Here is a 24,536-nt window from a genome sequence, read left to right on the forward strand (position 1 = left end):
CATCAACTTACGCCTCGGGACCGGAGAGCACCCCGGCCCCGAGTTCCAGCAGCTCGGCGGCCAGCGCGCGACCGAGCTGCTCTCCTGCGGTCAGGTCACCGGTGGCCGATGCGCGCACGATGTCGACGGCCCCGGCGGGGTCGGCGACGTCGTAGGCGGCGGCGACCCCGCGCAACGACAGGCGGTAGACCACCTTGTCGTCGCGGTCGAGGTCCTCGACTACATCGGCCAGAGCGCCAACCGGCGCGCTGCAGCCCGCCTCGAGCGCGGCCAGCATGGCCCGCTCGGCGGCCACCGCGACGCGGGTGGCTTCATCGTCCACAGTGGACTGGAGAAGGTGCTCGACGTCGACGTCGTCGACGCGGCACTCGACCGCCAGGGCCCCCTGCGCGGGCGCGGGCAGCATCTGGATCGGGTCGAGGGTCTCGGTGATCTCGGCCGTGCGGCCGAGTCGGGCCAGGCCCGCGCGGGCGAGGACGACGGCGTCCAGCGCGCCCGAGGTGACCATGGCGATCCGGGTGTCCACGTTGCCCCGGATCGGCACGATCTCGTGCCCGAAGCCCAGCGCGCGCAGCTGCGCGGCCCGCCGGGGCGACCCGGTGCCGATCCGCGCGCCCGGGGGCAGCTCGCCCAGGGTGAGCCCGTCGCGGGCGATCAGCGCGTCGCGCGGGTCCGCGCGCGGCGGGACCGCGGCCAGCGACAGGCGCGGGTCGGGCGCGGTGGGCAGGTCCTTGTAGGAGTGCACGGCCACGTCGACCTCGCCGTCGGCGAGCGCGTCGCGCAGCGCCGAGGTGAACACCCCGACGCCGATCTCGGCGATCGGCGCGGACGAGCGGTCGCCCGGGGTGGACACCGTGACGATCTCGACGGTGGCCCCCGCCTTCTCCAGCGCGTCGGCGATCGTGCCGGTCTGCGCCAGGGCGAGCGCGCTGCCCCGGGTGCCGATCCGAATCGTGCGGTCCATCAGCTACCACCGTCCACAGGAGACTCCGCGGGCACCGACACGGCCGTGGGCAGCTGCGGGTCGAGCTGGAACAGCTCGCGCAGCGCCTCGGCGTACCCGGTGCCCTGCGGTCCGGAGGCGAGTTCCTTCACCCGGACCGTCGGGGTGTGCAAGAGCTTGTCGACCACGCGGCGCACGGTGCGGGCGAGCTCGTCGCGCACCGGCGCGTCCAGCTCGGGCAGCCGCGCGTCCAGGCGCAGCAGTTCGGCGTCGACGACCTCGGCGGCGCGCTTGCGCAGCGCCGTCACGGTCGGGGTCACCTCGGCCGAGCGCTGCGCGGCCAGGTAGGCGCGCACCTCCTCGGCGACGATCTCACCGGCGCGGCGGGTGTCGAGCCCGCTGGGCGCCTCGGCGAGCCTGCGCTGCAGGCTCTCCAAGTCGACCACGCGCACGCCCGCGACCGCGGCGACCCCGTCGGCCACATCGCGCGGCAGGCCCAGGTCGCAAAGCACGAGCGGCCGGTCGGCGGGGCGCGGGGCGATCGCGTCCTCGGCGATCACCGCCCCGACGGCGCCGGTGCAGGACACCACGACGTCGGCCTCGGCGATCCGCGCGCGCAGCCCGTCGAGCCCGGTGGACAGCGCGGCCACCCCCTGCTCGCGCAGCGCGGCGGCCAGCCTGGCGCCGTTGCCCTCGGTGCGGTTGGCGACCACCACGCGGCCGATCCCGGCCCGGCGCAGCGCGGCGGCGGACAGCCCGCCCATCGATCCGGCGCCGACGATCAGCGCCGAGCGGCCCGCGAGGCCACCGAGCGCGGCGTCGGCGTCGGCCAGCGCCTCGGCGACGACCGAGCCGCCGACCTGGTCCAGACCGGTGTCGGTGTGCACCCGCTTGCCGATCCGCAGCGCCTGCTGGACCAGCTCGTGCAGCGTGCGCCCGACGGTGCCCGCCTCGCGGGCGGCACCGTAGGCCAACCGCACCTGGCCGAGGATCTGCGACTCGCCCACGACCATCGAGTCCAGGCCCGCGGCGACGGTGAACAGGTGCTGCGCCGCGGCGGCGGCGTAGTGCACGTAGAGGTGGTCGTAGAGCCCGGCGACGTCCTCACCGGAGTGCCGCGACAGCACGCCCGCGATGTCGGCCAGGCCGGCGTGGAACGCCTCGACCACGGCGTAGACCTCGACCCGGTTGCACGTGGAGACCAGCACGGCCTCGGACACGTTCGGGCAGGCCAGCAGCTCGGCGAGCACCTTGGGCACGTCGACGGCGGCGACCGTGACCCGCTCCAGCACCCGCATGTCGGCGGTGCGGTGCGACATCCCGACGGCGAGGACGCTCACGACACCACCATCCCGTTGACCCCGTTCCCGCTGACCGTGCTGCTGACCCCGTTGACGTGCTGGTGCGCCGCGGCCAACCGGGTGGCCTCGAGCGCGCTGTCCGCCCGCCGCGCCACGTGGAAGGACAGGACCTGCAGCTCGACCGCGAGGTCGACCTTGCGGACCTCGACGTGGTCGGGGACCTGCAGCACGACGGGGGCGAAGTTCAGGATGCACGCAACCCCGGCCTCGACCAAACGGTCGCAGACGATCTGCGCGGCGGGCGGCGGCGTCGCGATGACCCCGATCGACACCTCGCGCTCGGCGCAGATGCGCGGGATGTCGTCGATGTGCTCCACCGGCAGACCGCCGACGGGCACGCCGAGCAGGTCCGGGTCGACGTCGAACAAGCAGGTCACGGGAAAACCTCGTCCTGGGAACCCCCCGTAGTTGGCCAGGGCGTGTCCCAGGTTACCGATCCCGACGACCGCGACGCTGTGCTTTCGGGTCAGCCCGAGGATGCGCTCGATCTCCTCGATCAGCACCACGACCTCGTAGCCGACGCCGCGGGTGCCGTAGGAGCCGATGTAGGACAGGTCCTTGCGCAGCTTCGCCGAGTTGACCCCGGCGGCGACGGCGAGCTCCTCGCTGGAGACGGTGCCCACGCCCTGCTCCTGGATACCGGAGAGGACGCGCAGGTAGACGGCCAGCCGTGCCACGGCTGCCTCTGGGATGGCTCGCGCCCGCTCACGCGCGGCGGGAACCTCGGCCACCCGGGGGATCGGGGTGGTGATCTCCGCGGCGGTGGGGGCGGGCGGGGTGACGCCGACCCCGTTCCGCTGGCCTCGCTGTGCCGCCACGCTACTGCTCCTCGACAGAAATCGTCTCCGGGTCGAGACCTACGGTACCGCTTGTGAACGCGTGCACAAAGTCGGTGGCCAGGGGCTTGATCTAGCCCACACCGTGTCCCGCGCCACGTGGTCGCCCCGGGTCGTCCGGCCGACCCGCACGGGCTCGGCCACGGCCGCCGCGCGACCCCGCGGACGCCGCCGGCCCCGTCACCCCTGGCGGGGGTGCGGGGCTGGCGGAGCGAGCGGGGACCGTACCGGCGAAGATCAGGCCTTCGGGGTCAGCACGGTGTCGATCACGAACACGGTGGCGTTCTTGGTCGGGATGTTGCCGCAGAGGATCTTGGCGCCGTTGATCGTCATGTTGTCGCCGGTGCCCTCGATCTTGATGTCGCCGCCCGCCGCGTTCAGCGACTGGACGGTGCCCGCGGCCTGCAGGCCCTTGGCGTCGTAGCGCTTGCCCAGGACGTGGAACTGCAGGATCGGGCCGAGCACGGCGGGCTGGCCCGCGAGCTCGGCGAACTTGGCGTCGCCCAGCTTCGCGAAGGCCGGGTCGGCCGGGGCGAAGACGGTGATCGCGGGAGCGGTGTTGAGGGTGTCGCCCAGGCCGTTGACGGCACCGACGGCGGCGACGAGCTTGGTCAGCAGCGGGTTGGTGCTCGCCGCGGTGGCGACCGGCTGCGGGCCCATGGCGGTCAGGCCACCCGGGGCGTCGGCCGCGGGCAGGTCCTTGCAGTTGGGGCCGAAGGTGTCGGCGGCGGTGGTGACGCCGTCGCCACCCGAGGCGGCCGAGGTGGTCGGCGCCGCCATCGAGGCGGTGGTCGTCGTGGTGGCGGCCGGGGCGGCCGAGCTGCCCGACGCGCTACCGGTGTCGTTGCTGCTGCACGCGGTCAGGGTCAGCGCCGTGACGGCGAGGGCGGCACCTGCGGCCAGCTTGATCTTGCTCACCAGGATCACTCCGTTCCGAACTTGGACAGTCATGGGTACTTCGCGACCGGTTGGCCGGTGGATTGGTTGGCCGGGAATAAAAACAGGGACTTTCGAAGCGAAAGTCCCTGCCTCCCAAGCGGTTTTGAAACTACTTCACGGTGAACAGTGACGAGTGCCACCCGGTGGCGCCGTCGGGGATGGGCGGAACCCGTTCCTCCCCTTGGGTTCTCCCACTCCGGTCGGTGGCGCGCACCTGCGCCTGGTGGCTACCCGCGGGCAGGTCGAAGTCCACCTTCCACTGGCGCCAGGTCTGGTTGTTGACCTCGACGGCCAACTCGGCCGCGCGCCACGGCCCGCCATCGATGCGGACCTCGACCTTGTCGATCCCGGTGTTCTGCGCCCAGGCGATACCGGCGACGGTGACCTTGCCCGCCGGGACGGTCGCGAACCCCTGCGGCACGTCGATGCGCGACTGGGTCTTGATCGGCGCGCGCTCGGCCCAGCCGCGGTCGAGCCAGTAGAAGGACTTGGCGCCGAAGCGGGTGACCTCCATGTCGACCACCCACTTGGTGGCCGAGACGTAGCCGTACAGACCGGGGACCACCATCCGGGCCGGGAAACCGTGCTCGACCGGCAGTGCCTCGCCGTTCATCCCGATGGCCAGCAGCGCACCGCGCTTCTCGTCCATCAGGGCGTCGAGCGGGGTGCCGGTGTTCCAGCCGTCGACGCTGGTGGAGAACAACTGGTCGGCGCCGGGGCGCACGCCCGCCTCCATCAGCAGCTCGCGGATCGGCACGCCGATGAAGTTCGAGGTGCCGATGTAGGGACCACCGACCTCATTGGACACACAGGTCATGGTGATCGTCTTCTCGACCAGCTTGCGGCCCCGGATGTCGCCGAAGTCGAGGGACAACTCGTTGTCCACCATGCCGTGGATCTTGAGGTGCCAGTCCTCGGCCCGCACCCGTGGCACGGTCAGCGCGGTGTCGATCCGGTAGAACTCGCGGTTGCTGGTGATGAACTTCGTGGTACCCAGCGAGGAGAACTCCGCACCGGTCGGGATGGCGGGCGCGGGGACGGCGGGCTTGAGCACGCCGACCGCGGCCCGCGAACCCTCGACGTCGACCCGTCCCGCGAGGAACTGCCCGAGGCCGCCGAAGACCCCAGCGCCGACGGCGACGCCCGCGGAGGTCACCAGGAACTTGCGCCGGGACGTGCCGTCACCGTCCGAAGTAGACAGTCGGGCCATGGCCAACCCGTGCAGGTAGCAGAAACTCCCGACCCCGGCACCCAGGCTGGCGATCGGCGCGAGCACGGCGAGCTGGCCCAGGTCGGGCCGGTTGAGCACCGCGATGACGCCGAGCACGCCCAGCACCCCGGCCAGCACCATGCCGGGCAGCGGGCGGCGGCGGGAGAGCAGACCCGCCACGACCGCGAACAGCAGGATGGTCAGCGCCATCCCGCTGAGCAGCACCAGCTTGTCGTAGGTGCCGAAGGTCTCGACGGCGAAGTTCTTCAGCGCGGGCGGGGTCAGGTCGATCGCCGAGTTGCCGACAGCCAGGAACGGCGAGGCGTTCGGTCCGATGAAACCCGCCACCAGGTGCCCGGCGGCCAGCGCCGCGGCCACCGCGAGCACGCCGATCAGCGCCGCGACCCGCTTAGGCAGCCGCGCGGCCCGCTGTTCAGTGCGTTCGAGGGTGTCCACACCACCCATTCGGAGCCAGGGCGGCGGCGGATCGGACCAACATCAGCCCGGTTGGCCCAGCGCGGCGCGCAGCCGCGGCTCCTCGACCTTCCAGTAACCGTGCTCAGCACCGTCGACCAGGATCACCGGCACCCGGTCGCCGTACTCCGCGCGCAGCTCCGGATCGGTGTCCACGTCCTCGGTGCCCCACCCGACCCCGAGCTCGGCGCAGATCCGCGCGACATCGGCCTCGGCCACCTCGCACGCGTGGCAGCCCTGCCTGCTCATCACGGTCACCCGGGTCACGCGGTGAAACTACCGCGCAGCGCCACCCGCCGGAGCTTGCCGGTGACCGAGTGCGGCAGCGAGTCGGTGAACCGCACCACGGCGGGCACCTTGAACCGGGCCAGGTGCTCGGCGCAGTGCGCGAGCAACCGCTCCTCGGTCAGCTCGGCGTCCGGGCGCAGCACCACCACGACCGCGACCCGCTCGCCCGCCCGGTCGTCCGGGACACCGACCGCGGCCACCTCGGCGACCTCGGGCAGCTCCCCGACGACCTGCTCCACCTCGTGCGGGTAGACGTTGAACCCGTTGACGATGACCAGGTCGCCCGCCCGGTCGACCAGCCGCAGGTCGCCGTCGGCGTCGAGGTAGCCGACGTCGCCGGTGCGGAACCAGCCCTCGGCGTCCGGGCCGTGCGCGCCGTCGGGCCAGTAGCCGCTGAACAGGTTGCCGCCCCGGGCGGCCACCAGGCCGGTCTCCGAGCCGTCGTCGAGGAAGTCGTCGGCGAGCATCTCCTCGGGGTCGCTCGCCGTCACCAGCGGCCTGCCGTCGCTGTCGACCAGCCGGATCTCGACGCCCGGGATCGGCCGCCCGACCGAGCCCGCCTTGGCCACACCGCCCACCAGGGTCGAGGTGAGCACCGGGCCGGTCTCGGTGAGCCCGTACCCCTCGAAGATCGACAGCCCGGTCTCCCGGCGGAACAGCGCCAGCACACGCGGGTCGAGCGGGGCGGCGCCGGAGGTGAGCAGGCCGACGGTGGCCAGCGCCTCGCCGAGCCGGTCCGCGCCCGCGGTGGCCAGCGCCTGGTACATCGCGGGCACGCCGATCAGCGTGGTCACCCGGTGGTCGCGGCAGGCGTCGAGCGCCCGGTCGACCCCGAAGCGCTCCAGCAGCACCCCGGTGGCCCCGGCGGCGGCGACCTGCCAGAGACCGGAGAGCCCGTAGGCGTGCGCGAGCGGGACGGCGAGCAGCACCCGGTCGGTCGCGCCCACCGGGGCGGGCCGCAGCCCGGCGCACTGCTCCACATTGGTCAGCAGCGCGCGGTGGGAGAGCATCACCCCGCGCGGGGTACCGCCGGTGCCGGAGGTGTAGCTGAGCAACGCGATGTCCTCGCCGCCGCCGACGGACGGAAACCGTTCGCCCGCTTCGCCGGAGAGTTCGGGAGAAGGCAACTCGGCGACCCCCGGTACGCCGAGCGCGAACCGCGCGCCGCTGTGGTCGAGGACACGCTCGACCTCGCGCGGTGCGGCGTCCAGTCCAACCGGTACGGCGACCGCACCCACCTTCACTACGGCGAACAGCGCAACGCACGCCGCCACGGTGTTGGTCATCCGCAGCGCGACCCGGTCCCCCGCCTCGACACCTGCCCGGACCAGGGCGTTCGCATAGCGGTCGATCACCGCGTCGACCTGCTGCCAGGAGAGTGAACAGGCACCCGGGGCATCGACCAGCCCGCGGTGGGCGGGTACCTTCTCGCTCGCTCGGACCACCAGGTCGGCGACGTTGCCGGGGGGCGACTCGACCATCGGGTGGACCTTCCGCTCGGGGGCACTGGGAAGCGCAGTGTGGCACGGGTCACCCGCGTCACGGTTAACTACCTACTCCGTCTCATGCTTGGACCAGGACTTGTTACCTACTGATAAGTAACTACACGTAAGCTGCCAACGAATGCCCAACGTCAGGCGCGACCGTTGGGAACGAGGGAGTGTGCGGCTGCCCGATGACCCGCCAGACGCGATCCGACACGGCCGCCGCCGCCGTGCCCGAAGCCCGACCGGCCACCGATCGGGCCGATGGCGGGCGCGCGCCTGAGGGTGGACCGCCCGGAGCCGAGCCGCTCGACGCCGCGCACAGCGAGTCCTGGGAGCTGGTGCACCTCGCCCAGGAGGGCGACACGGTCGCCTTCGGCGCCCTCTACGACCGCTACGTGGACGTGGTCTTCCGCTACGTGCTCTTCCGGGTCGGCGACCGCGAGCTCGCCGAGGACGTCACCAGCGAGACCTTCCTGCGCGCACTGCGGCGGATCACCTCGGTCACCTACCAGGGCCGCGACGTCGGCGCGTGGTTCGTCACCATCGCCCGCAACCTGGTGCTCGACCACGTCAAGTCCAGCCGGTTCCGGCTCGAGGTCAGCACCCCGGAGATCCGCGACTCCGAGCGGCTCGAGGCCGGGCCGGAGCAGCAGGTGATGACCAAGGTCACCCGGGAGGCGCTGCTGGCCTGCGTCGACCAGCTCGGCGACGACCAGCGCGAGTGCATCGTGCTGCGCTTCCTGCAAGGCTTGTCCGTCGCCGAGACGGCGGAGATCATGAACCGGAACGAGGGCGCGGTGAAGGCACTGCAACACCGGGCCGTGCGCAGACTGGGGCAGCTCTTGCCGACCGAGCTGCGTTGACCCGATGGGGTCAATCGGTGTGCTGCCCGCGACCGGGCCGTAACCCCGAGACGGACGACTCGTTTCACCCACAGCGAGACCCACAGGAGTCGGAGCGGGATGGTGGACAGCGGAGCGGGGCCCTCTGGCCCCCGAGGTGAGCGTGCGGACAGCCCGCACGCGGGCCGGTCGCATCCCGGGCTCGTCGACGACCTGGGCCCTGAGTTCAGCGACGACGACCGCGCCATCGTCGAGCTGCTCGCCGGTCTCGGCCCGCTCTCCGCGCCGGACGCGGGCTCGCGGGACCGGATGCGGGCCAAAGTCATGGCGAGTCTGGCCGCCGACCCGGTCGAGGCCGCGCCGCCGCCCCCGGCCCGTCCTCCCCGGGCCGGGCGCGCGCCGCGCGGCAGACCCGACCCCGGGACCAGCAGTGCGACGCGCCCGGCACCGGTCCGCGGGAGACCCGACCGACCGGCGAACAGACCCGGGGCGGGCTCCGGGGCCCGGGCCCGGTTCGCCGTGGCCGCGGTCGCGGTGCTCGCGCTCGTGTTCTCGCTGACCGGCATGAGCCTGCTGCTGGCCCGCGACGCGCTGCCCGGCGACGCCCTCTACGGCGTCAAGCGCACCGGTGAGGCCGCCTCCCTCGGACTCACCTTCGGCGACGAGGAGAAGGCGTTCAAGCACCTGGAGTTCGCCACCGCGCGGATCACCGAGATCGAGACCCTGGCGCTGCGCTCGGCCGACCCGGCCGACGCCCCCACCGACGGCTACGTCTCCGCGCTCAGCGACTTCGACAACGACGCCACCGCGGGCACCCGCGCGCTCACCGCCGTCGCCATCGCCGGTGACGGCCGCCAACTGCCCACCCTGCGCACCTGGGCCGACCAGCAGGGCGCCCGGCTGGCCGCGCTGCGGCCCCGGTTCCCGGCCCCGGCGGAGAGCAGGCTGGCCGCGTCGCTGGCGCTGCTGGACAAGATCGAGTCCCGGTCGGCCGGGCTGATCAGCCGGTTCCCGTGCTACCAGGTCGTCTCCGGCGACTCCGACGAGATCGGCGTGCTGCCCGCCACGGCCACCTGCCAGATCCGCCCGGGCGCCCCGCAGGTCCTGCCCGCGCCCGACTCCCAGGCGGGCAACGCCCCCGCCACCGGTAGCCCGGGTACCCCCGCGGGCACCGTCGCGCCGCCGCAGACGACCGGCGCCAACCCGCCGGGCCAGGCCACCACCACGGCGCCCACGGCATCGCCGACGACGAGCACGCGCCCCCCGGTCGTGCCGATCCCGCCGATCATCGGCGGGCCGACGACCACCCGGCCGCCCGGCAGCACCACCACCGCGCCGCCGCCGGTCCAGGTGCCGGTTCCGTTGCCACTGCCCACGATCGCGCTGCCCCCGCTGCTGCCGGGGCTACCCGGGATCGTGATCGGTTGAGGTCCGCGCGAAAGCGGTTGCCGGATCGCTACGCTGTGCCTTGTACGGGCCGGTAGGCCAGAACCACCGGGGAGGCGTGCGGTGTCGTTGCGGCGTGGGGCGAAGAACCAGAACCCCGAACTCGAACGCCTTGCCGCGCTCGCGGGCGAGGCGAGCGCGGAGGCGGCTGTCGCGATGGGACCGTCGAGTCCCAGCCACGCACCGGCACCGGTCGACCTCACCGCCGCCGCCTTCTTCGACGTCGACAACACGATCATGATGGGCGCGTCCATCTTCCACTTCGCCCGCGGCCTGGCCGCGCGCAAGTTCTTCTCCAACTCCGACCTGGTCAAGTTCGCCCTGCAGCAGGTGATGTTCCGCGTCGGCGGCCGGGAGACCGCCGACGGCATCCGCAGCAGCCGCGAACAAGCGCTGTCCTTTGTGGCCGGCCACACGGTCGCCGAACTGACCTCCCTCGGCGAGGAGATCTTCGACGAGCTGATGGCCGACAAGATCTGGCCCGGCACCCGAGCCCTGGCCCAGATGCACCTCGACGCGGGCCAACGGGTCTGGCTCGTCACCGCCACCCCGGTCGAACTGGCCACCATCATCGCCCGCCGACTCGGCCTCACCGGCGCCCTGGGCACAGTCGCCGAGAGCAACGACGGCGTCTTCACCGGCAAACTGGTCGGCGAAATGCTGCACGGCCCAGCCAAAGCCCACGCCGTCCGCTCACTGGCGGCCCGGGAAGGCCTGGACCTGCGCCGCTGCACGGCATACTCGGACTCGTCCAACGACGTACCGATGCTGTCCGTGGCAGGCACGGCGGTCGCGGTCAACCCGGACAGCACCCTGAGGGAACTGGCCCGCAAACGAGGCTGGGAAATCCGCGACTTCCGCACCGGCAGGCGCGCGGCGAAGATCGGCGTGCCGTCGGTGCTCGGTGCAGGGGCACTGGCTGGAGCGGTAGCGGCAGGATTGGCCTACCGCAAACGCGCGATCTAACCAGGCCCACCGGCCTGATCAGACCCGCCACCCAATCCAATCCTTCAGTTCTTCAGCCGCAACGACCCTCAATTCCCTCCCTTAATCCCTATCCCTAAATCTCTAAATGCCGAGCCCGCTGGTACGCAACACCCGTTACGTTTGTGCTCGATTGGTTGGACTGCCTTCGTGTGGGGGGAGGCGACCGCTAAACTTGCCTCGGTGGTGGGGATGCCCTTCTCCCCACGCTTTTTCCCCACGCGGTCGCCTAGGGGCCCCACGCGAAGGCAGTCCAACCAATCGAGCCCCGCTCTTACTTGGGCAACTCGGACCGTGTGCCGCACGCCGACCTACGGTCGACTGTCTTCGGCGGCCCATCGCTGGGGCTGCCCGAGGAAAAGATGGGGGCTCGATCTAGTGAACTCACTTCGTGCGGGGCCCCTAGAGCACCGCGGTGGTGAAAAAAGGGCGGGTGAAGGGCATTCCCCACCACCGGCGAGTTTAGCGGTGCTCTCCCCCCACACGAAGCGAGTCCACTAGATCGAGCATCCGTAGCGGGCCTTGTGTTCCAGCGGGGTTGGCCTCACCGCTGCGGTTTGCCGGGGGGCGGGGAACCACTTGGGCGCCAACGGGGCTGGCCTGTCCGCTGCGGCTTGCCGAGGGGCGGGATTCACTTGGATGCCAGCGAGGTCGTCCTCTCCGCTGCGGTACCAGCGGAAGGAGAGAAGGGGTGGCGGGATCCTGTCGGGTACCACCAGCGGGCTCATTTGTCCAATGTGGATGTTATCCGAAGAAGGGGTTTCCGCGCTGGTCCAGCATTCGGTACAGGGTCTGCTGGATTGTCTCGCGGACCTGGTCGGTCAGTGTGAAGACCAGCATCGGGTCGTCCTGCGCGTCTTCCGCGTAGCCGTCTGTCTTGACTGGTTCGCCGAAGCGGATGTGCCACTTCGACGGGAGCGGGATTGCGCCGAGTGGGCCCAGTAGTGGGAAGAACGGGGTGATCGGGAAGTATGGGAGGCCGAAGAGCCTGGCCAGTGCCTTCACATCCCCGATCTTCGGGTAGATCTCTTCCGCGCCCACGATCGAGCACGGGATGATGGGGACTCCCGTACGCAGTGCCGCTGACACAAATCCGCCACGGCCGAAGCGTTGGAGTTTGTAGCGGTCTGTGAATGGTTTTCCGACGCCCTTGAAGCCCTCTGGCCACACGCCGACCAGTTCGCCGGAGCGCAGTAGTTGTTCGGCGTCGGGGTTGCAGGCCAGGGTTTGGCCGGACTTGCGGGCCAGCGCTCCCAGCATCGGTACCTGGAAGACCAGGTCCGCGCCGAGCATCCGCAGGTAGCGCTGCTGCGGGTGGTTGTCGTGCACGGCCACGGCGGTCATCAGGGCGTCGATGGGCAGGGTGCCGGAGTGGTTGGACACGATCAGTGCGCCGCCCTCGGCGGGGAGGTTCTCGATTCCGCTGACCTCGACTCGGAACCACTTCTGGTACAGCGCGCGCAGTGGTGGCAGCAGCAGGGTGTCCGTGAGCTCCTGGTCGAAGCCGAACTCGTCGACGGTGTAGTCGCCGCTGAGCCTGCGCCGGGCGAAGGCGAGGAGGTCGACTGCGCCCTTGCGCAGGCCCACGGGCTCCGTGCGGGCCGGGGCGGGGCGCAACGGGGTCGGCTGCACCGGTGGGCCCTCCACCGGCTGTGGGCGCCGGTGGTGGTCGGCCCGCTGGAGGGGGATCACGCGTGCTTCCTGCATACCTCTCGCCGCCTCCATCAGGTACGGGTCCCCGTGAGCCCGCGTTCCAGTCCGGCGAGCAGGGCCGGGTCGACGATCGGGCGCAGGCCGCTGCCGTGCACGAAGTCGTCGAAGGCCTGCCGGGTGGTCCAGCGCGGGGTGAAGCCGAAGACCGCGCGCAGCCTGGTCGTGTCCAGGACGCGGCCGTGGTTGAGGTAGCGCACGTGGTCCGGGGAGAAGTCGACCAGTCGTGCGCCGCGCAGCAGGCGGCCCGCTGAGGGCATCGCCGAGCGGGGGACCGGCAGCTGGAGCCTGCCCGCGCGGCGGATGGCCTGGGACAGCATCAGCACGCCGTCGCCGCCCGCGTTGAAGACGCCGGGCACCGGGTGCGTCGCCGCCCGCTCCAGCACGGCCAGGGCGTCCTCGGAGTGCAGCAGCTGGATGCGGGCGTCGTAGCCCAGCACCGTGGGCACCACCGGCAGCGAGAAGTACCGGGTGAGCACCGTGTCCACCCGGGGGCCGATCAGGTTGGTCAGCCGGATCACCGTGACGTCGATGTCCGGGCGCCTGCGGGCGAAGCCGCGCACGTAGCCCTCGACCTCGACGGCGTCCTTGGCGTAGCCGCTCGAGGAGATGTCGCGGGGGGCGTCGTCCTCGGTGAACACCGCGGGGGAACGGGCACCCGCACCGTAGACCGCGGCGGTCGACTTGACCACCAGCCTGCGCACCGACGGTGCCCGCTGGCAGGCCGCCAGCAGCTGCATGGCGCCGATGACGTTCATCTCCTTGACCGCGCTGCGCCGGGACGGCCCGGGCGGGTGGGCCGCGAGCGAGGCGTGCACGACGGTGTCGACCTCGGCCGAGGTGATCACCTTCGCGATCAGCGGGTTGCGGATGTCGGCGCGGACGAACTCGGCGCGCCCCAGGGTGCGCGCCACGTCGCGGTTCGGGGCGGTGGTGTCCACGCCGAGCACGCGGTGGATCTCGGGGTTGGCCGCCAGCCGGGCGGCCAGGTGACCGCCGAGGTAGCCGCCGACCCCGGTGACCAGGACGACTTTGGGCGTCATGGGCTCCCCTGGGGGCAGTGGGCGCTGGAGCCACCGACTCTACGCGCGGCGCAGCGGGCCACCGGCCCGGGCAACACACTCTTAACGCAGGTCACACGGGTTGTTCGCGACCGCCCCAACACGCGGCAGCGCCCGCTCCGGAAGGACCGGGCGGGCGCCGCGCTTGCCGGGAGCAGCTACTTCTTGAGCTTGCGACGCTGGACGCGAGTCTTGCGCAGCAGCTTGCGGTGCTTCTTCTTCGACATGCGCTTGCGACGCTTCTTGATGACCGAGCCCATGTGTGTCCTTCGTGATCTAGAGCGGTCCCGCTCGCGCGTTACCGCCGTGGTCGTTCCGATGTCCGGCGCTCCGGTGTGGCGACGTCACGGACGCACGCCAGGACACCAGGCACAACGGCTGACCAGAGTACCCGCTCGTGTTCACCCCTTCGTCGCCGGGCGGCTCAGCCCGCGTCGAAGTAGGCGTTCTGCAGGTAGTCGTGCACGGCCTTCTCCGGCACGCGGAAGGACTTGCCGACCCGCACGGCGGGCAGTTCGCCGCTGTGCACGAGCCGGTAAACCGTCATCTTCGAGACCCGCATCAGGGTCGCCACCTCGGCCACCGTCAGGAATTGCACCTGCGGTAGTCCGTGGGGATCTTGGTCGCGCTTGCTCGCAGGCATGATCCACCGCGTCCTTAACCACGCGTCGCGCCGCCGGCTTCCCCACCGACGGTTTCGACACGCACGTGTACCGATCGAGAGTAGCGGGACACGTGTGACTGGTGCGACGTCACTTTCGGCTCAATCTGCGTCGTGCGCCGCGCCGAGCTCGCGGGAGCGGTCGCGGGCGGCCTCGATGGCGGCCAGCAGCGCGGCCCGCACGCCGTGCCGCTCCAGCTCCCGGATGGCCATGATCGTGGTGCCCGCGGGCGAGGTCACGGCCTCGCGCAGGGTCACCGGGTGCTCGCCGGTCTCGACCAGCATCGCCGCGGCGCCCACCGCCGACTGCACGATCAGCTTCTCGGCCACCGCGCGCGGCAGGCCGAGCAGGATGCCCGCGTCGATCATGGCCTCGACCAGGAAGAAGAAGTACGCCGGACCGGAACCCGAGAGCGCGGTCACCGCGTCCTGCTGCGACTCGGGCACCCGCACGACCTTGCCGACCACGGAGAGGATCTCCTCGACCACGGCCAGGTGCTCGGCCCCGGCGTGCGCGCCGGGGGAGATCGCGCTCATCGCCTCGCCGACCAGCATCGGGGTGTTCGGCATGACCCGGACGACCGGCACCCCGGGCGGCAGCCGCCGCTCGAACAGCGCCGTGGGCAGCCCCGCGCACAGCGAGACGACGAGGGTGTCCGCGGTCACAGCGGGGGCCAGGTCGTCCAGCAGCGGCTCGATGTCCTGCGGCTTGACGGCCACGACCAGCACGTCGGCGCTCTTGGCCGCGGTCGGCACGTCGACGCCGCGGATGCCGTAGGTGGCGGTCAGCTGCGCGGCGCGCTCGGCCGAGCGCTCAGTGAACAGCAGCTGCTCGGCCTGCCTGCCGCCGTGCAGCAGCCCGGACAGCAGCGCCTCGCCGATCTTGCCCGCGCCGAGCACGGCGATCACGGGCCGGGGGTTCGCCTCAGTCATGCCGATCAGGCTAACGACCCTGCGCCGGACAGTCGCCGACAACCGGCGCTAGCAGTCCGAACCCGAGACCAGCCGGATCAGCGTCTCGTACGCCGGGTCGAGGTCCGGCGCGGTCGAGCAGACGACCACCCCGGGGTCGTCGCCCGCCAGCGCGACCGCCCAGGTCGCACCGGCGGCGACCAGCAGGGCGGCACCGGTCAGCACCAGCAGGCGGCGGGCCCGGCGCCGGTCCGGCGGCGGCCCCGGCGCGGGCACCAGCCAGTCGGGGGGTTCGGTCATCCGATCGCCGAGAGGGCCAGCTGGCGGGCCTGGCAGACCAGCCTGCCGGTGGCGTCGACGACGGTGGCGTCGGAGTCGAACCACATCCCGTGCACCGCCTTGGACTCCACCTGGATGCGCAGCCAGCCCGGCGCCGGGCGGGACCGCAGGTGCGCGGTCAGCTGCACCGTGGGCGACCAGCCCAGCCTGCCCAGGTTGAACGTCACCGGCATCGAGATGTCGCCCGCCACCAGCGCGAACAGCGGGTCGGCGTGCTCACCGCGCGGCCGCGCCCACAGCCGCAGCCGCAGCGGGTCGCCGATGTGGCCGTGCAGGAACCCGGCGCCGTTGGGGTCCAGGCGCACGTCGCAGACCTCGCTGAGCTTGAACGCCGAGGCCGACGGGACCGCGGCCAGGTCGATGGCGTTGCCGGGCGGCTCGGCGGGCTGGTTGGGCAGGTCGGCCCAGGCCGCCCGCTCCCGAGGCAGCCGACCGGTGGTGACCACGCCCTCGACGCAGCTGTGCCCGCTCTGCTCCAGGTGCACGGCCACCACCGTGGTGCGCCTGCCCGATTTGCGCACGTCGGTGCGCAGCAGCACCGGGCCGACCCCCGGCGGGCGCAGGAACTGCGCGCTCACCGACAGCGGGTCGACCAGCGGTGCGCCCGCGCCGCTATGCGTCGCGACCGCGGCCTTGGCCAGCAAGGCCATCAGGAAACCCCCGTGCGGGCGCCCACCGACCGTCCAGGGCGCCGGGAGATCGGCGGTGAATGTGCCGTCTCCCAGCGGTCGCACCCGAACGGCCGCGGCGAACGCCCCGCCTGCGGGGGCCGGACCGCCCGCCCGGACGTCGCCGTGCCCAGCAGCACTACTCATGGGCGATAGCCTGCCACGCCCGCGCTCGCGATTTTGCGCTGTGCCACGGATCAAGCGCGACTCAGCTCTTGGACACCAGCGCGCGCAGGAAGAAGACCGTGTTGGCCGGGCGCTCGGCCATCCTGCGCATGAGGTACCCGTACCACTCGCCGCCGTAGGGGACGTACACCCGCACGGTGTGGCCGAGCTGGGCCAACCGGAGCTGCTCCTCGGGTCGGATGCCGAAGAGCATCTGGTGCTCGAAGGTCCCGGGCTTGCGGCCGTGCGCCTCCGCGCGCTCGCCGATGATCCGCACCAGGCGCGGGTCGTGGGTGGCGAACTTCGGGTAGCCCTCGCCCGCCAGCAGCGCGTTCATGCAGCGCACGTAGCTCTTGTCGACCTCTTCCATCTCCTGGAAGGCGACGCTCTCGGGCTCCTTGTAGGCGCCCTTGCACAGCCGCACCCGCGACCCCTCGGTCGCCAGCGCGGTGGCGTCGTCGAGGGTGCGGTGCAGGTAGGACTGGATCACCGCGCCGACCCACGGCCAACTGGTCCGCAGCTGGGCCAGGATGCGCAGGGTCGAGTCGGTGGTGGTGTGGTCCTCCATGTCGAGGGTGACCGTCGTGCCCGCCGCCTCGGCCGCCCGGCAGATGCGCGAGGCGTTCTCCAGCGCCAGGTCCTCGTCCAGGAGCTGTCCGACGGCCGAGAGCTTGACACTGACCTCAGCCCGGTCGGACAGGCCCTCGGCGTGCAACTGGCCCAGCAGGTCCAGGTAGGCCTGCACGGTGTGCTCGGCCAGGGACGCGTCGGTGGTGTCCTCACCGAGGTAGTCGAGGGTGACGGTGAGACCGGACTGGACGAGCCGCCGGGTGACGGCGACCGCCTCGGCGGTGGTCTCGCCCGCCACGAAGCGGCGGACCACGTCCCGGCTGACGGGAGCGGTCGCCACCAGACGGCGGATGGTGCCGTTTCGGGCGGCAGCCAGGATCAACGAGCGCAACGGGTTCACGAGCGGAACTGTACGGCCCGATCGCCCGCGCGCAACCATCCGTCCGGTCGTCCTACGTTTAGGCCGTTTCGCCTAGGTGCAGGCGGGCGAACAGCAGCGCCTCGGCCAGGTCGCGCACCCGGTCGGCCGGGTCGCGGGCCCGCCGGGTGCTGATCTCGACCACCACCTGGCCGGTGAAGCCCCGCTCGACCAGCCACTCGCACAGCCGCGCGCACGGCTGGTCGCCGCGGCCGGGCACCAGGTGCTCGTCCTTGCGCAGGCCGGTGCCGTCGGCCAGGTGGACGTGCCGCAGGTTGTCGCCCATCCGGCCGGCCAGCGCCATCGCGTCCATCCGCGCGGCCGAGGTGTGCGACAGGTCGATGGTGTAGTTGCGGTGCCCGACGTCGGTCGGGTCGATCGAGGGCCGGAACGCGGTCATCTCCACCGACCGCACACCCAGCTCGCGCCGCACCGGGAACATGTTCTCCACCGCGACGGCGACCCCGCTGGTGTCCTCCAGCCCGGTGACCAGGTCGGCGAACCCGTCGGCGTAGCGGCGCTGCCAGCGGAACGGCGGGTGCACCACGACGGTCGGCGCGCCCAGGTCCTGCGCGGCCTCCACCGCTCGGCGCAACCGCACCTCGGGGTCCGGCGACCAGATCCGCTGGGTGATCAACAAGCACGGCGCGTGCACCGCCATGACCGGGACCCCGGTGCGCCGGGCGCGGCGGGCCAGCGCGGGCACGTCCTGGCTGAGCGGGTCGGCCCAGACCATCACCTCGACGCCGTCGTAGCCCAGCTCGCCCGCCAGCTCGAAGGCCGCCGAGGCCGTCCGCGGCCACACCGACGCCGTGGACAGGCCGATCGGGACCCGGGTCAACGCCCCAGCAGCAGCAGGGCGGCCGGGGAGACCGTCGCGAGCAGGCCGACCAGCACGGCCAGCACGGTGGTCTGCAGGTCCTCGGCCTTGCGGACCTTGCGCACGATCAGCACCAGTCCGACGATCACGACCAGCGCGCCGATCAGGGCGGCGGCGGGCAGCACCCGCCAGAGCCAGTTGAAGCCCAGCCAGACGGCCGCGCCGCCGACCACGCCCAGGGCCAGCTGCCCGGCCATGATCAGCCACTCGCGCCCGGGCGAGCCCTCGGCCGCGGGCTCGGCCTCCTCGGCCCGCTCCCGGTCGTCCTCGTCGTCCCGGTCGTCGAGGTCGGTGCGCTCGTCCCGGTCGTCGAAGTCGTCGAACTCGTCATCGAGGTCGGCGCCCGCGGCCCGGCCGCGCGGCGGCCGCCCGGCGGGGAACTCGTCGTGCGCCTCGTAGTCGGTGAACCGGCCCGCAGCCTTGTCGTCGAAGCCCTCGAACTCCTCGTGGAACTCCGGCGGCGGGCCGCTCGCGTCGACCGCGGTCTCGGCCGAGTCACCTGCGAACTCCGGCCTGCCGCGCTGCGGCCCGAACCCGGGCCTGCCGGGGCCGGGCGCGTCCGGCGGCGGGGCGGGCAACTGCTGCGAGGGCTGTTGCTGCTGGGCGGGTTGCTGCTGGGACGGCTGGGGCCCGCGAGCTGTGCCGGGCGCCCGGCGGGGCAGCAGCGGGGCGCGGTTGGGCGCCTTGGCCAGCCCGGCGGGGGGCTCGGCCGGGTCCGGACCGCGGTCGTCGACGGGCACCGGCGGCAGCCGCCCCGGCGGCGGGCCGACGGGTCGGTCGGGTTCGGGTGGGCGCGTCCGGTCGACGGCCGGGCCGGGCTCACCGAGCGGGCGCGGCGGCCCGCCGGGTTCGGCGGGCACCCGGGGCAGCTGCTCGGTGTGCGGTTCGGCCTGGTCGAGCCGGGCGGCGGGCGGGCGCTGGTCGACCGGCGGCATGACCCGCTGCGGGGCGTGCGGCGGCGGCGCGACCGGGCGGTGCTGCTCGGTCGGCGGCTGGACCGGGTCGACCCGCGGCGGCCGCTGCCCCGGGCGGGGCGGGACGACCGGGCGGTGCTGCTCGGTGGGCGGCTGCTCGACCCGGCCGTTGACCGGGCCCCGGCGCTCGGTGGGGGGCAGCTCGACCGGCGGCCGCGGCTGGGCCTGCGGGGGGACGGGCAGCTGCTGGGACGGCTGCGGGCGGCCCTGCCGGTGCGAGGTGCGCTCGTGCGGGCCCTGGTCCTCGCGGATCGGCAGCAGCTTGCCGCTGTCGGACATGACCCGCTCGATGATCGCCTGCGGAGCGGTCTCCGAGGCGTCGTCTGGCTTGCGCCGACGACGCCTGGGGGCGCTCTCACCCGAGCTGCCGCCGTACTTGGCCAGCAACTCGGCGACAGTGCGCTGTTCCGAACCGCCTTCTTGACTCATCCACTCCACCGTGCCCCGTGCTGGCCGATCCGTCCAGTGCCGGCACGCTCCGCGGGTGACCGCGCTGGCGCGGCCACCCCGATCATGTCAGTCCGAGAGGACAGTGTGGTCCTCACCATTCGTCTGGTCCAGCCGTCGGAGGATGACGCCCTCGCGCAGCGCCCACGGCCCGATCTCCACCTCGGGCAGTGACAACGCTCGCATAGTGGCCTGCGCCACCAGCGCCCCGGCCACCAGTTGGTGCGCCCGGCTGGGGCTCACGCCCTCCAGCTGGGCCAGGTCCGCGGCCGACATCCGGGTGACGAAGGCGATCAGCTGGCTCAGCCCGGTCTCGGTGAGCACCCGGCGCACCCGGGGCCCGGCCGAGGACGGCGCGGCACCGGTGAGCCGGGCCAGGGTGCGGAAGGTCTTGGAGGTGGCCACCGCGCGGTCGGGCACGCCGAACTTGGCCGCGCGCCGGGCGACCGGGGCGAGCTGGTCGGCCAGCCACTCCGCGGTGCGCCCCACCTGCTCGCGGGTCGGCGGGTCGCTGGTGAACCGGGTCCGGGTGAGCCTGCCCGCGCCCAGCGGCAGCGACCAGGCGAAGTCGGGGTCCTCGTCGATCCCGGCGGCGATCTCCAGCGAGCCGCCGCCGATGTCGAGGACCAGCAGGTTGCCCGCCGACCAGCCGTACCAGCGGCGGGCGGCGAGGAAGGTGTAGCGGGCCTCGTCCTCCCCGGAGAGGACCTTGAGCTCGACCCCGGTCTCCTTGGCCACCCGGCGCAGCACCGCGGCGGAGTTGCCCGCCTCGCGCACCGCCGAGGTGGCGAAGGCCATCAGGTCCTCGCAGCCCAACCGGACCGAGGACTCCTTGGCCGCGGCCACCGTCCGGACCAGCTCGTCGGCGCCCACCCGGGACAGCTGGCCGGAGGCGGTGATCCGCTCGGCCAGCCGCAGCACGGTCTTCTCCGACCGGGCGGGCGTCGGGTGGGCACCCCGACGAGCGTCCACCACGAGCAGGTGGACGGTGTTGGAGCCGACGTCAAGCACACCTAGGCGCACGGCAGAACCGTACAGGTCGGGTGATCAGGACTCGAACTTGTAACCCAGGCCGCGCACCGTGACCAGGTGCCGCGGCGAGGCCGGGTCGGGCTCGATCTTGGACCGCAGCCGCTTGACGTGCACGTCCAGGGTCTTGGTGTCCCCGACGTAGTCCGCGCCCCACACCCGGTCGATGAGCTGGCCGCGGGTGAGCACCCGGCCGACGTTGCGCAGCAGGTACTCCAGCAGGTCGAACTCCTTGAGCGGCAACGGGATGTCGGTGCCGTCCACAGTGACCACGTGCCGCTCGACGTCCATTCGGACCGGTCCGGCCGCGAGCACCTGGGGCAGCAGCTCGCCGTCGCCACCGGCCTCGCCGCCGCGGCGCAGCACCGCGCGGACCCGGGCGATCAGCTCGCGCGCGGAGTACGGCTTGGTGACGTAGTCGTCGGCGCCGAGCTCGAGCCCGACCACCTTGTCGATCTCGCTGTCCCGGGCGGTCACCATGATCACCGGCACGGCCGAGCGCTGGCGCAGCGCCTTGCAGACGTCGGTGCCGCTCATCCCGGGCAGCATCAGGTCCAGCAGCACGATGTCGGCGCCGTTGCGGTCGAACTCCTCCAGCGCCTGCTGGCCGGTCGCGGCCACCGCGGCGGTGAAGCCCTCCTTGCGCAGCAGGAAGGCAAGCGGGTCGGCGAAGGACTCCTCGTCCTCGACGATCAGCACTCTCGTCATGCCATTCCTCCGTGATCGGTAACCGCGCCGTCGGCTTTCGACGGTGCGCTCCCCCGGCCGCCCACCTTGATGAGCTCCACGCCGTTGGTGGTCTCCGCCGGGGTGTCGATGTGCGCGGGTATGCGCAGGGTGAAGGTCGACCCGAGACCGGGCTTGCTCCACAGCCGCACCTCGCCGCCGTGGTTGGCCGCGACGTGCTTGACGATCGCCAGCCCGAGGCCGGTGCCGCCGGTGGCGCGCGAGCGGGCCTTGTCGACGCGGTAGAACCGCTCGAACACCCGCTGCTGCTCCTCCTCGGCGATGCCGATGCCGCGGTCGGTCACCGCGATCTCGATGAACCCGCCCGCGCGGGTGCGGCTCACCGACACCGGACTGCCCGGTGGCGAGTAGGCCAGCGCGTTCTCCAGCAGGTTCGACAGGGCCGTCACCAGCAGCGTGCGGTCGCCCTCGACCAGCAGGCCGCTGTCCTCGTCGGTGGTGACCTCGATGCCGGTGGACTCCATGACCAGCTGGGCGCGGCCCATGGCCTCGCGCACCACGGCGTCGACGTCGACGGTGTTCATCTCCGGCAGCCGCTCGGCGCCCTGCAGCCGCGACAGCGCGATCAGCTCGGTGACCAGCAGCCCGAGCCGGTTGCCCTCGCGCAGGATCTTGGCGGTGAACCGGCGCACCTCGACCGGGTCGTCCGCGGCGTCGAGGACGGCCTCGGCCAGCAGGGCCATCGCGCCGACCGGGGTCTTGAGCTCGTGGCTGACGTTGGCCACGAAGTCGCGCCGGGTGGCCTCCAGCCGGACCGCCTCGGACTGGTCGTCGGCGTCGACGGCGGTGAACCCGTCGCCGAGCGGCCGGACCTCGCCGAGCACCGCCTCCGGCGTGCGGCCGCCGCGCGACTCCAACGGCGAGAGATCGATCTCGATCGGCTCGTTGGTCTCGACCACCACCTCGGCGGCCTTGCGGGCGCGGTCGTCGACCCGGTTGTTGCGCACCAGGCCGAGCTCCTCGGCGCGCGGGTTGTGGATCACCACGTCACCGAAGTGGTTGAGCACCACCACGCCGGTGTGGGTGGAGTGGATGATCCGTTGGACCAGGTCGGCGACGGTGGGGCCGGTCGGCGTGCGGCCGGTGTTCCGCGGCCGGGAGCGGCCGATCAGGAAACCGACGAACAGGCCGATCAGCAGGATGCCGAGCGACAGCGCGAAATAGACCGGGGCGGCCACGCCATGGATCGTAAGCAGTCGGACCGGCCCTTTGACCAGCCCGGACGGCGCATTGGTGACCGTGCCGACACCGTTGCGCCTGCTTGTTCCCCGACCGGCCAAGCCTCGTTCACTCGATCGTGTCCTACTGATCAGTAGCTTTCGGGGGTGCTGCGGGCGTTGCTGCCGTCCATTCCCTGTTCGGGGGATCACACCCGGGCGTATGGGTCTTGGTCGTGTCGGGCTCTTGGTGGACGCGCCTCGGGGCTTGCTTGCGTGCGGCTTGCCTGGGGGTGGGGTGCGCCTCGGGGTTTGCTCGGGCGGGGTGCTGGATTGGGTGGAGTGGCTTTGCCCGGGGCCCCTAGGGGCGATCGTCGTGGGAAAAGCGGGTGGGGAAGGGCATCCCACGACCACAGCAAGTTTACGATCGCCCCTCCCCCCAGACAAAGCCACTCCACCCAATCCAGCAGGTGGGTTGTGAGGTGCGGTTGTGTTGGGAGACAAGGGTTGCTGGAGTTTTTGGGCGTCCGCGATGGGGCTTGGCGTGGGGCTTGAGCAAGCTCGGGCGGGCGAGGCAGAAGGGGCACTCGGCTCGCGGAGGCAAAAGCGGCGGGGTGCGTTCACCCGTGCTGTCGTGCGGCGGGGGTGTCGGTGCAGCCGGGGTGTCGCGCCAACCGGTTGGGTTAGTCGGGTTGGTCGAAGTGGATGACCAGGGCCCTCCCCGCCTGCGTGGCGGTGGCCAGCGCGGGCGGGGAGGTGCGGCTCGTGGTCGTGGCTGCTAGCGGCCCTGATTGGCGACCTTGTTGATCGCGGCGGCGGCGGCCTCGGGGTCGAGGTATTCGCCGCCGGGGGTGGTGGGTTTGAGGGTGTCGTCCAGGTCGTAGCGCAGCGGGATGCCGGTGGGGATGTTCAGGCCGGCGATGGCCTCGTCGGAGATGCCGTCGAGGTGCTTGACCAGGGCGCGCAGCGAGTTGCCGTGTGCGGCGACCAGCACCGTCTTGCCCGCGCGGAGGTCGGGGACGATCTCGTCCTCCCAGTACGGGATCAGCCGGGCGAAGACGTCCTTGAGGCACTCGGACAGCGGTGCGCGGTCGCCGAGGTGGGCGTAGCGGGGGTCGGCGTCCTGGCTGAACTCGCTGCCCTTCTCGATCGGGGGCGGCGGGACGTCGTAGGAGCGGCGCCAGAGCATGAACTGCTGCTCGCCGAACTCCGCGAGGGTCTGCTTCTTGTCCTTGCCCTGCAGCGCCCCGTAGTGCCGCTCGTTGAGCCGCCAGTCGCGCTTGACCGGGATCCAGTGCCGGTCGGCGGCGTCGAGGGCCAGGTTCGCCGTGGTGATCGCGCGCCGCTGCAGGGAGGTGTGCACGACGTCGGGGAGGACGTTCGCGGCGCGCAGCAGTTCGCCGCCCCGGGTCGCCTCGGTGACGCCCTTGTCGGATAGCTGGACGTCAACCCAGCCGGTGAACAGGTTCTGTGCGTTCCACACGCTCTCGCCGTGGCGGAGCAGCACCAGGGTTGCGATGGCCATGGCGGAAGCCTGCCAGACGGGCCGCCGACCCCCGGCGGAGCCGCACACCGGGCGGGCTTGACACGACCGCCAAACAGTTGTTCTGGACTAAAGGGCGGCAGTGGCTGGACCGCCCGGCGCAGCAGGTGTCATGCACACCACACTCGATAGCCCGTTCGGGCTAACTTGCCGCCGCCATCTGCGCGTCTTCGCACCGATAGTTGTTAGATCACACAATTCCGTAACCGAATAGTTACTCACTGGCAGCAACATCCACGAATGGTGTAACAGTCGGCCTTGTGCAGTTGTCCGGCATCTGACAAGTTGACCTAAGCCGCACTGGACCAGCTCCCACGCACTCCCTGGTCCGGGCGGCGTCCCGCGCGGCTCGACTCCCCTGCCGAGCCGCCGGGCCCGCGCTGTCCCGGGCTCCCCCCGCCACGGGACGCAGCGGGCTGGCGCGGGGCGGTTCGGGATCTACGAC

Annotated in this window: 24 protein-coding genes; 3 read left to right on the forward strand and 21 right to left on the reverse strand. The window is 72.2% G+C overall.

Translation table 11 applies throughout. From position 1 onward, the window contains the following. Positions 1-7 precede the first annotated feature (7 nt). The 7 genes from hemC to QSK30_RS09040 all read right to left on the reverse strand — a co-directional run bounded on the left by hemC (position 8) and on the right by QSK30_RS09040 (position 7,532). Positions 8-964 carry a hydroxymethylbilane synthase gene (gene hemC / locus QSK30_RS09010; protein WP_285501285.1) on the reverse strand — a complete coding sequence of 319 codons (957 nt, stop codon included), beginning with the start codon at positions 962-964 and terminating at the stop codon, positions 8-10. Beyond that, positions 964-2,283, reverse strand: a complete 1,320-nt coding sequence (locus tag QSK30_RS09015; RefSeq protein WP_285501286.1) for a glutamyl-tRNA reductase — start codon at positions 2,281-2,283, stop codon at positions 964-966. The genes hemC and QSK30_RS09015 overlap by 1 nt, the downstream gene beginning before the upstream one ends. Continuing rightward, positions 2,280-3,122 carry a redox-sensing transcriptional repressor Rex gene (locus QSK30_RS09020; protein WP_502871808.1) on the reverse strand — a complete coding sequence of 281 codons (843 nt, stop codon included), beginning with the start codon at positions 3,120-3,122 and terminating at the stop codon, positions 2,280-2,282. Before QSK30_RS09020 ends, QSK30_RS09015 begins: the two co-directional genes overlap by 4 nt. 255 nt (positions 3,123-3,377) lie before the next feature. Continuing rightward, on the reverse strand, positions 3,378-4,058 hold the full coding sequence (locus QSK30_RS09025) for a fasciclin domain-containing protein (RefSeq protein ID WP_285501288.1): 681 nt from the start codon (positions 4,056-4,058) through the stop codon (positions 3,378-3,380). Between the two features lie 130 nt (positions 4,059-4,188). Continuing rightward, entirely contained in the window at positions 4,189-5,754 is a 1,566-nt protein-coding gene (locus tag QSK30_RS09030) for a molybdopterin-dependent oxidoreductase (RefSeq protein WP_285501289.1), read from the reverse strand. A 33-nt stretch (positions 5,755-5,787) separates the two neighbouring features. Further along, complete coding sequence (locus QSK30_RS09035) at positions 5,788-6,012, reverse strand: glutaredoxin family protein (RefSeq protein WP_285501602.1); 225 nt, start codon at positions 6,010-6,012, stop codon at positions 5,788-5,790. 14 nt (positions 6,013-6,026) lie between these two features. Further along, on the reverse strand, positions 6,027-7,532 hold the full coding sequence (locus tag QSK30_RS09040; RefSeq protein ID WP_285501291.1) for an AMP-binding protein: 1,506 nt from the start codon (positions 7,530-7,532) through the stop codon (positions 6,027-6,029). Between the two features lie 194 nt (positions 7,533-7,726). Between QSK30_RS09040 and QSK30_RS09045 the strand changes: the two genes are divergently transcribed. The 3 genes from QSK30_RS09045 to QSK30_RS09055 all read left to right on the forward strand — a co-directional run bounded on the left by QSK30_RS09045 (position 7,727) and on the right by QSK30_RS09055 (position 10,792). After that, positions 7,727-8,401 carry a sigma-70 family RNA polymerase sigma factor gene (locus tag QSK30_RS09045; protein ID WP_285501293.1) on the forward strand — a complete coding sequence of 225 codons (675 nt, stop codon included), beginning with the start codon at positions 7,727-7,729 and terminating at the stop codon, positions 8,399-8,401. Positions 8,402-8,500: 99 nt separating this feature from the next. Continuing rightward, entirely contained in the window at positions 8,501-9,808 is a 1,308-nt protein-coding gene (locus QSK30_RS09050) for a DUF5667 domain-containing protein (RefSeq protein WP_285501296.1), read from the forward strand. 174 nt (positions 9,809-9,982) lie between these two features. Beyond that, a complete protein-coding gene (locus QSK30_RS09055) occupies positions 9,983-10,792 on the forward strand; it encodes an HAD family hydrolase (protein ID WP_285501604.1) in 810 nt (269 codons plus the stop codon). A 762-nt stretch (positions 10,793-11,554) separates the two neighbouring features. On the opposite strand, the gene QSK30_RS09060 is transcribed toward QSK30_RS09055, so the two are convergent. The 14 genes from QSK30_RS09060 to QSK30_RS09125 form a co-directional block, all read right to left on the reverse strand. Then, positions 11,555-12,502: a lysophospholipid acyltransferase family protein gene (locus QSK30_RS09060; RefSeq protein WP_352231559.1), complete on the reverse strand. Its 948-nt coding sequence runs from the start codon at positions 12,500-12,502 to the stop codon at positions 11,555-11,557. A gap of 32 nt (positions 12,503-12,534) precedes the next feature. Continuing rightward, entirely contained in the window at positions 12,535-13,563 is a 1,029-nt protein-coding gene (locus QSK30_RS09065; RefSeq protein WP_285501300.1) for an NAD-dependent epimerase/dehydratase family protein, read from the reverse strand. 176 nt (positions 13,564-13,739) lie between these two features. Further along, the gene (locus QSK30_RS09070) at positions 13,740-13,841 is read right to left on the reverse strand and encodes a 30S ribosomal protein bS22 (protein WP_018684825.1); all 102 of its coding nucleotides are present in this window, start codon (positions 13,839-13,841) and stop codon (positions 13,740-13,742) included. 164 nt (positions 13,842-14,005) lie between these two features. Next, positions 14,006-14,224: a helix-turn-helix domain-containing protein gene (locus QSK30_RS09075; RefSeq protein ID WP_285501303.1), complete on the reverse strand. Its 219-nt coding sequence runs from the start codon at positions 14,222-14,224 to the stop codon at positions 14,006-14,008. Positions 14,225-14,344: 120 nt separating this feature from the next. Then, complete coding sequence (proC, locus tag QSK30_RS09080; RefSeq protein ID WP_285501305.1) at positions 14,345-15,175, reverse strand: pyrroline-5-carboxylate reductase; 831 nt, start codon at positions 15,173-15,175, stop codon at positions 14,345-14,347. 48 nt (positions 15,176-15,223) lie between these two features. Then, on the reverse strand, positions 15,224-15,454 hold the full coding sequence (locus QSK30_RS09085; RefSeq protein ID WP_285501306.1) for a hypothetical protein: 231 nt from the start codon (positions 15,452-15,454) through the stop codon (positions 15,224-15,226). Continuing rightward, positions 15,451-16,308: a thioesterase family protein gene (locus QSK30_RS09090; RefSeq protein WP_285501308.1), complete on the reverse strand. Its 858-nt coding sequence runs from the start codon at positions 16,306-16,308 to the stop codon at positions 15,451-15,453. Before QSK30_RS09090 ends, QSK30_RS09085 begins: the two co-directional genes overlap by 4 nt. Positions 16,309-16,369: 61 nt before the next feature. Then, a complete protein-coding gene (locus QSK30_RS09095; protein ID WP_285501310.1) occupies positions 16,370-17,296 on the reverse strand; it encodes a proline dehydrogenase family protein in 927 nt (308 codons plus the stop codon). 58 nt (positions 17,297-17,354) lie between these two features. Continuing rightward, entirely contained in the window at positions 17,355-18,155 is an 801-nt protein-coding gene (locus QSK30_RS09100; protein WP_285501312.1) for a sugar phosphate isomerase/epimerase family protein, read from the reverse strand. Beyond that, complete coding sequence (locus QSK30_RS09105) at positions 18,152-19,597, reverse strand: Rv0497 family membrane protein (RefSeq protein ID WP_285501314.1); 1,446 nt, start codon at positions 19,595-19,597, stop codon at positions 18,152-18,154. The genes QSK30_RS09100 and QSK30_RS09105 overlap by 4 nt, the downstream gene beginning before the upstream one ends. An 87-nt stretch (positions 19,598-19,684) precedes the next feature. Then, positions 19,685-20,638: a Ppx/GppA phosphatase family protein gene (locus tag QSK30_RS09110; RefSeq protein WP_285501315.1), complete on the reverse strand. Its 954-nt coding sequence runs from the start codon at positions 20,636-20,638 to the stop codon at positions 19,685-19,687. A 24-nt stretch (positions 20,639-20,662) separates the two neighbouring features. Next, positions 20,663-21,352 carry a response regulator gene (locus QSK30_RS09115; protein ID WP_285501317.1) on the reverse strand — a complete coding sequence of 230 codons (690 nt, stop codon included), beginning with the start codon at positions 21,350-21,352 and terminating at the stop codon, positions 20,663-20,665. Further along, positions 21,349-22,569 (reverse strand): sensor histidine kinase, encoded by a 1,221-nt coding sequence (locus QSK30_RS09120; protein WP_285501319.1) that lies wholly within the window; start codon positions 22,567-22,569, stop codon positions 21,349-21,351. The genes QSK30_RS09115 and QSK30_RS09120 overlap by 4 nt, the downstream gene beginning before the upstream one ends. 757 nt (positions 22,570-23,326) lie before the next feature. Then, positions 23,327-24,073, reverse strand: coding sequence for a phosphoglyceromutase (locus QSK30_RS09125; protein WP_285501320.1), 747 nt, complete (start codon positions 24,071-24,073; stop codon positions 23,327-23,329). Positions 24,074-24,536 lie beyond the last annotated feature (463 nt).

Origin of the sequence: Actinokineospora sp. NBRC 105648 (assembly GCF_030269645.1) — a bacterium.
Classification (GTDB): Bacteria; Actinomycetota; Actinomycetes; order Mycobacteriales; family Pseudonocardiaceae; genus Actinokineospora.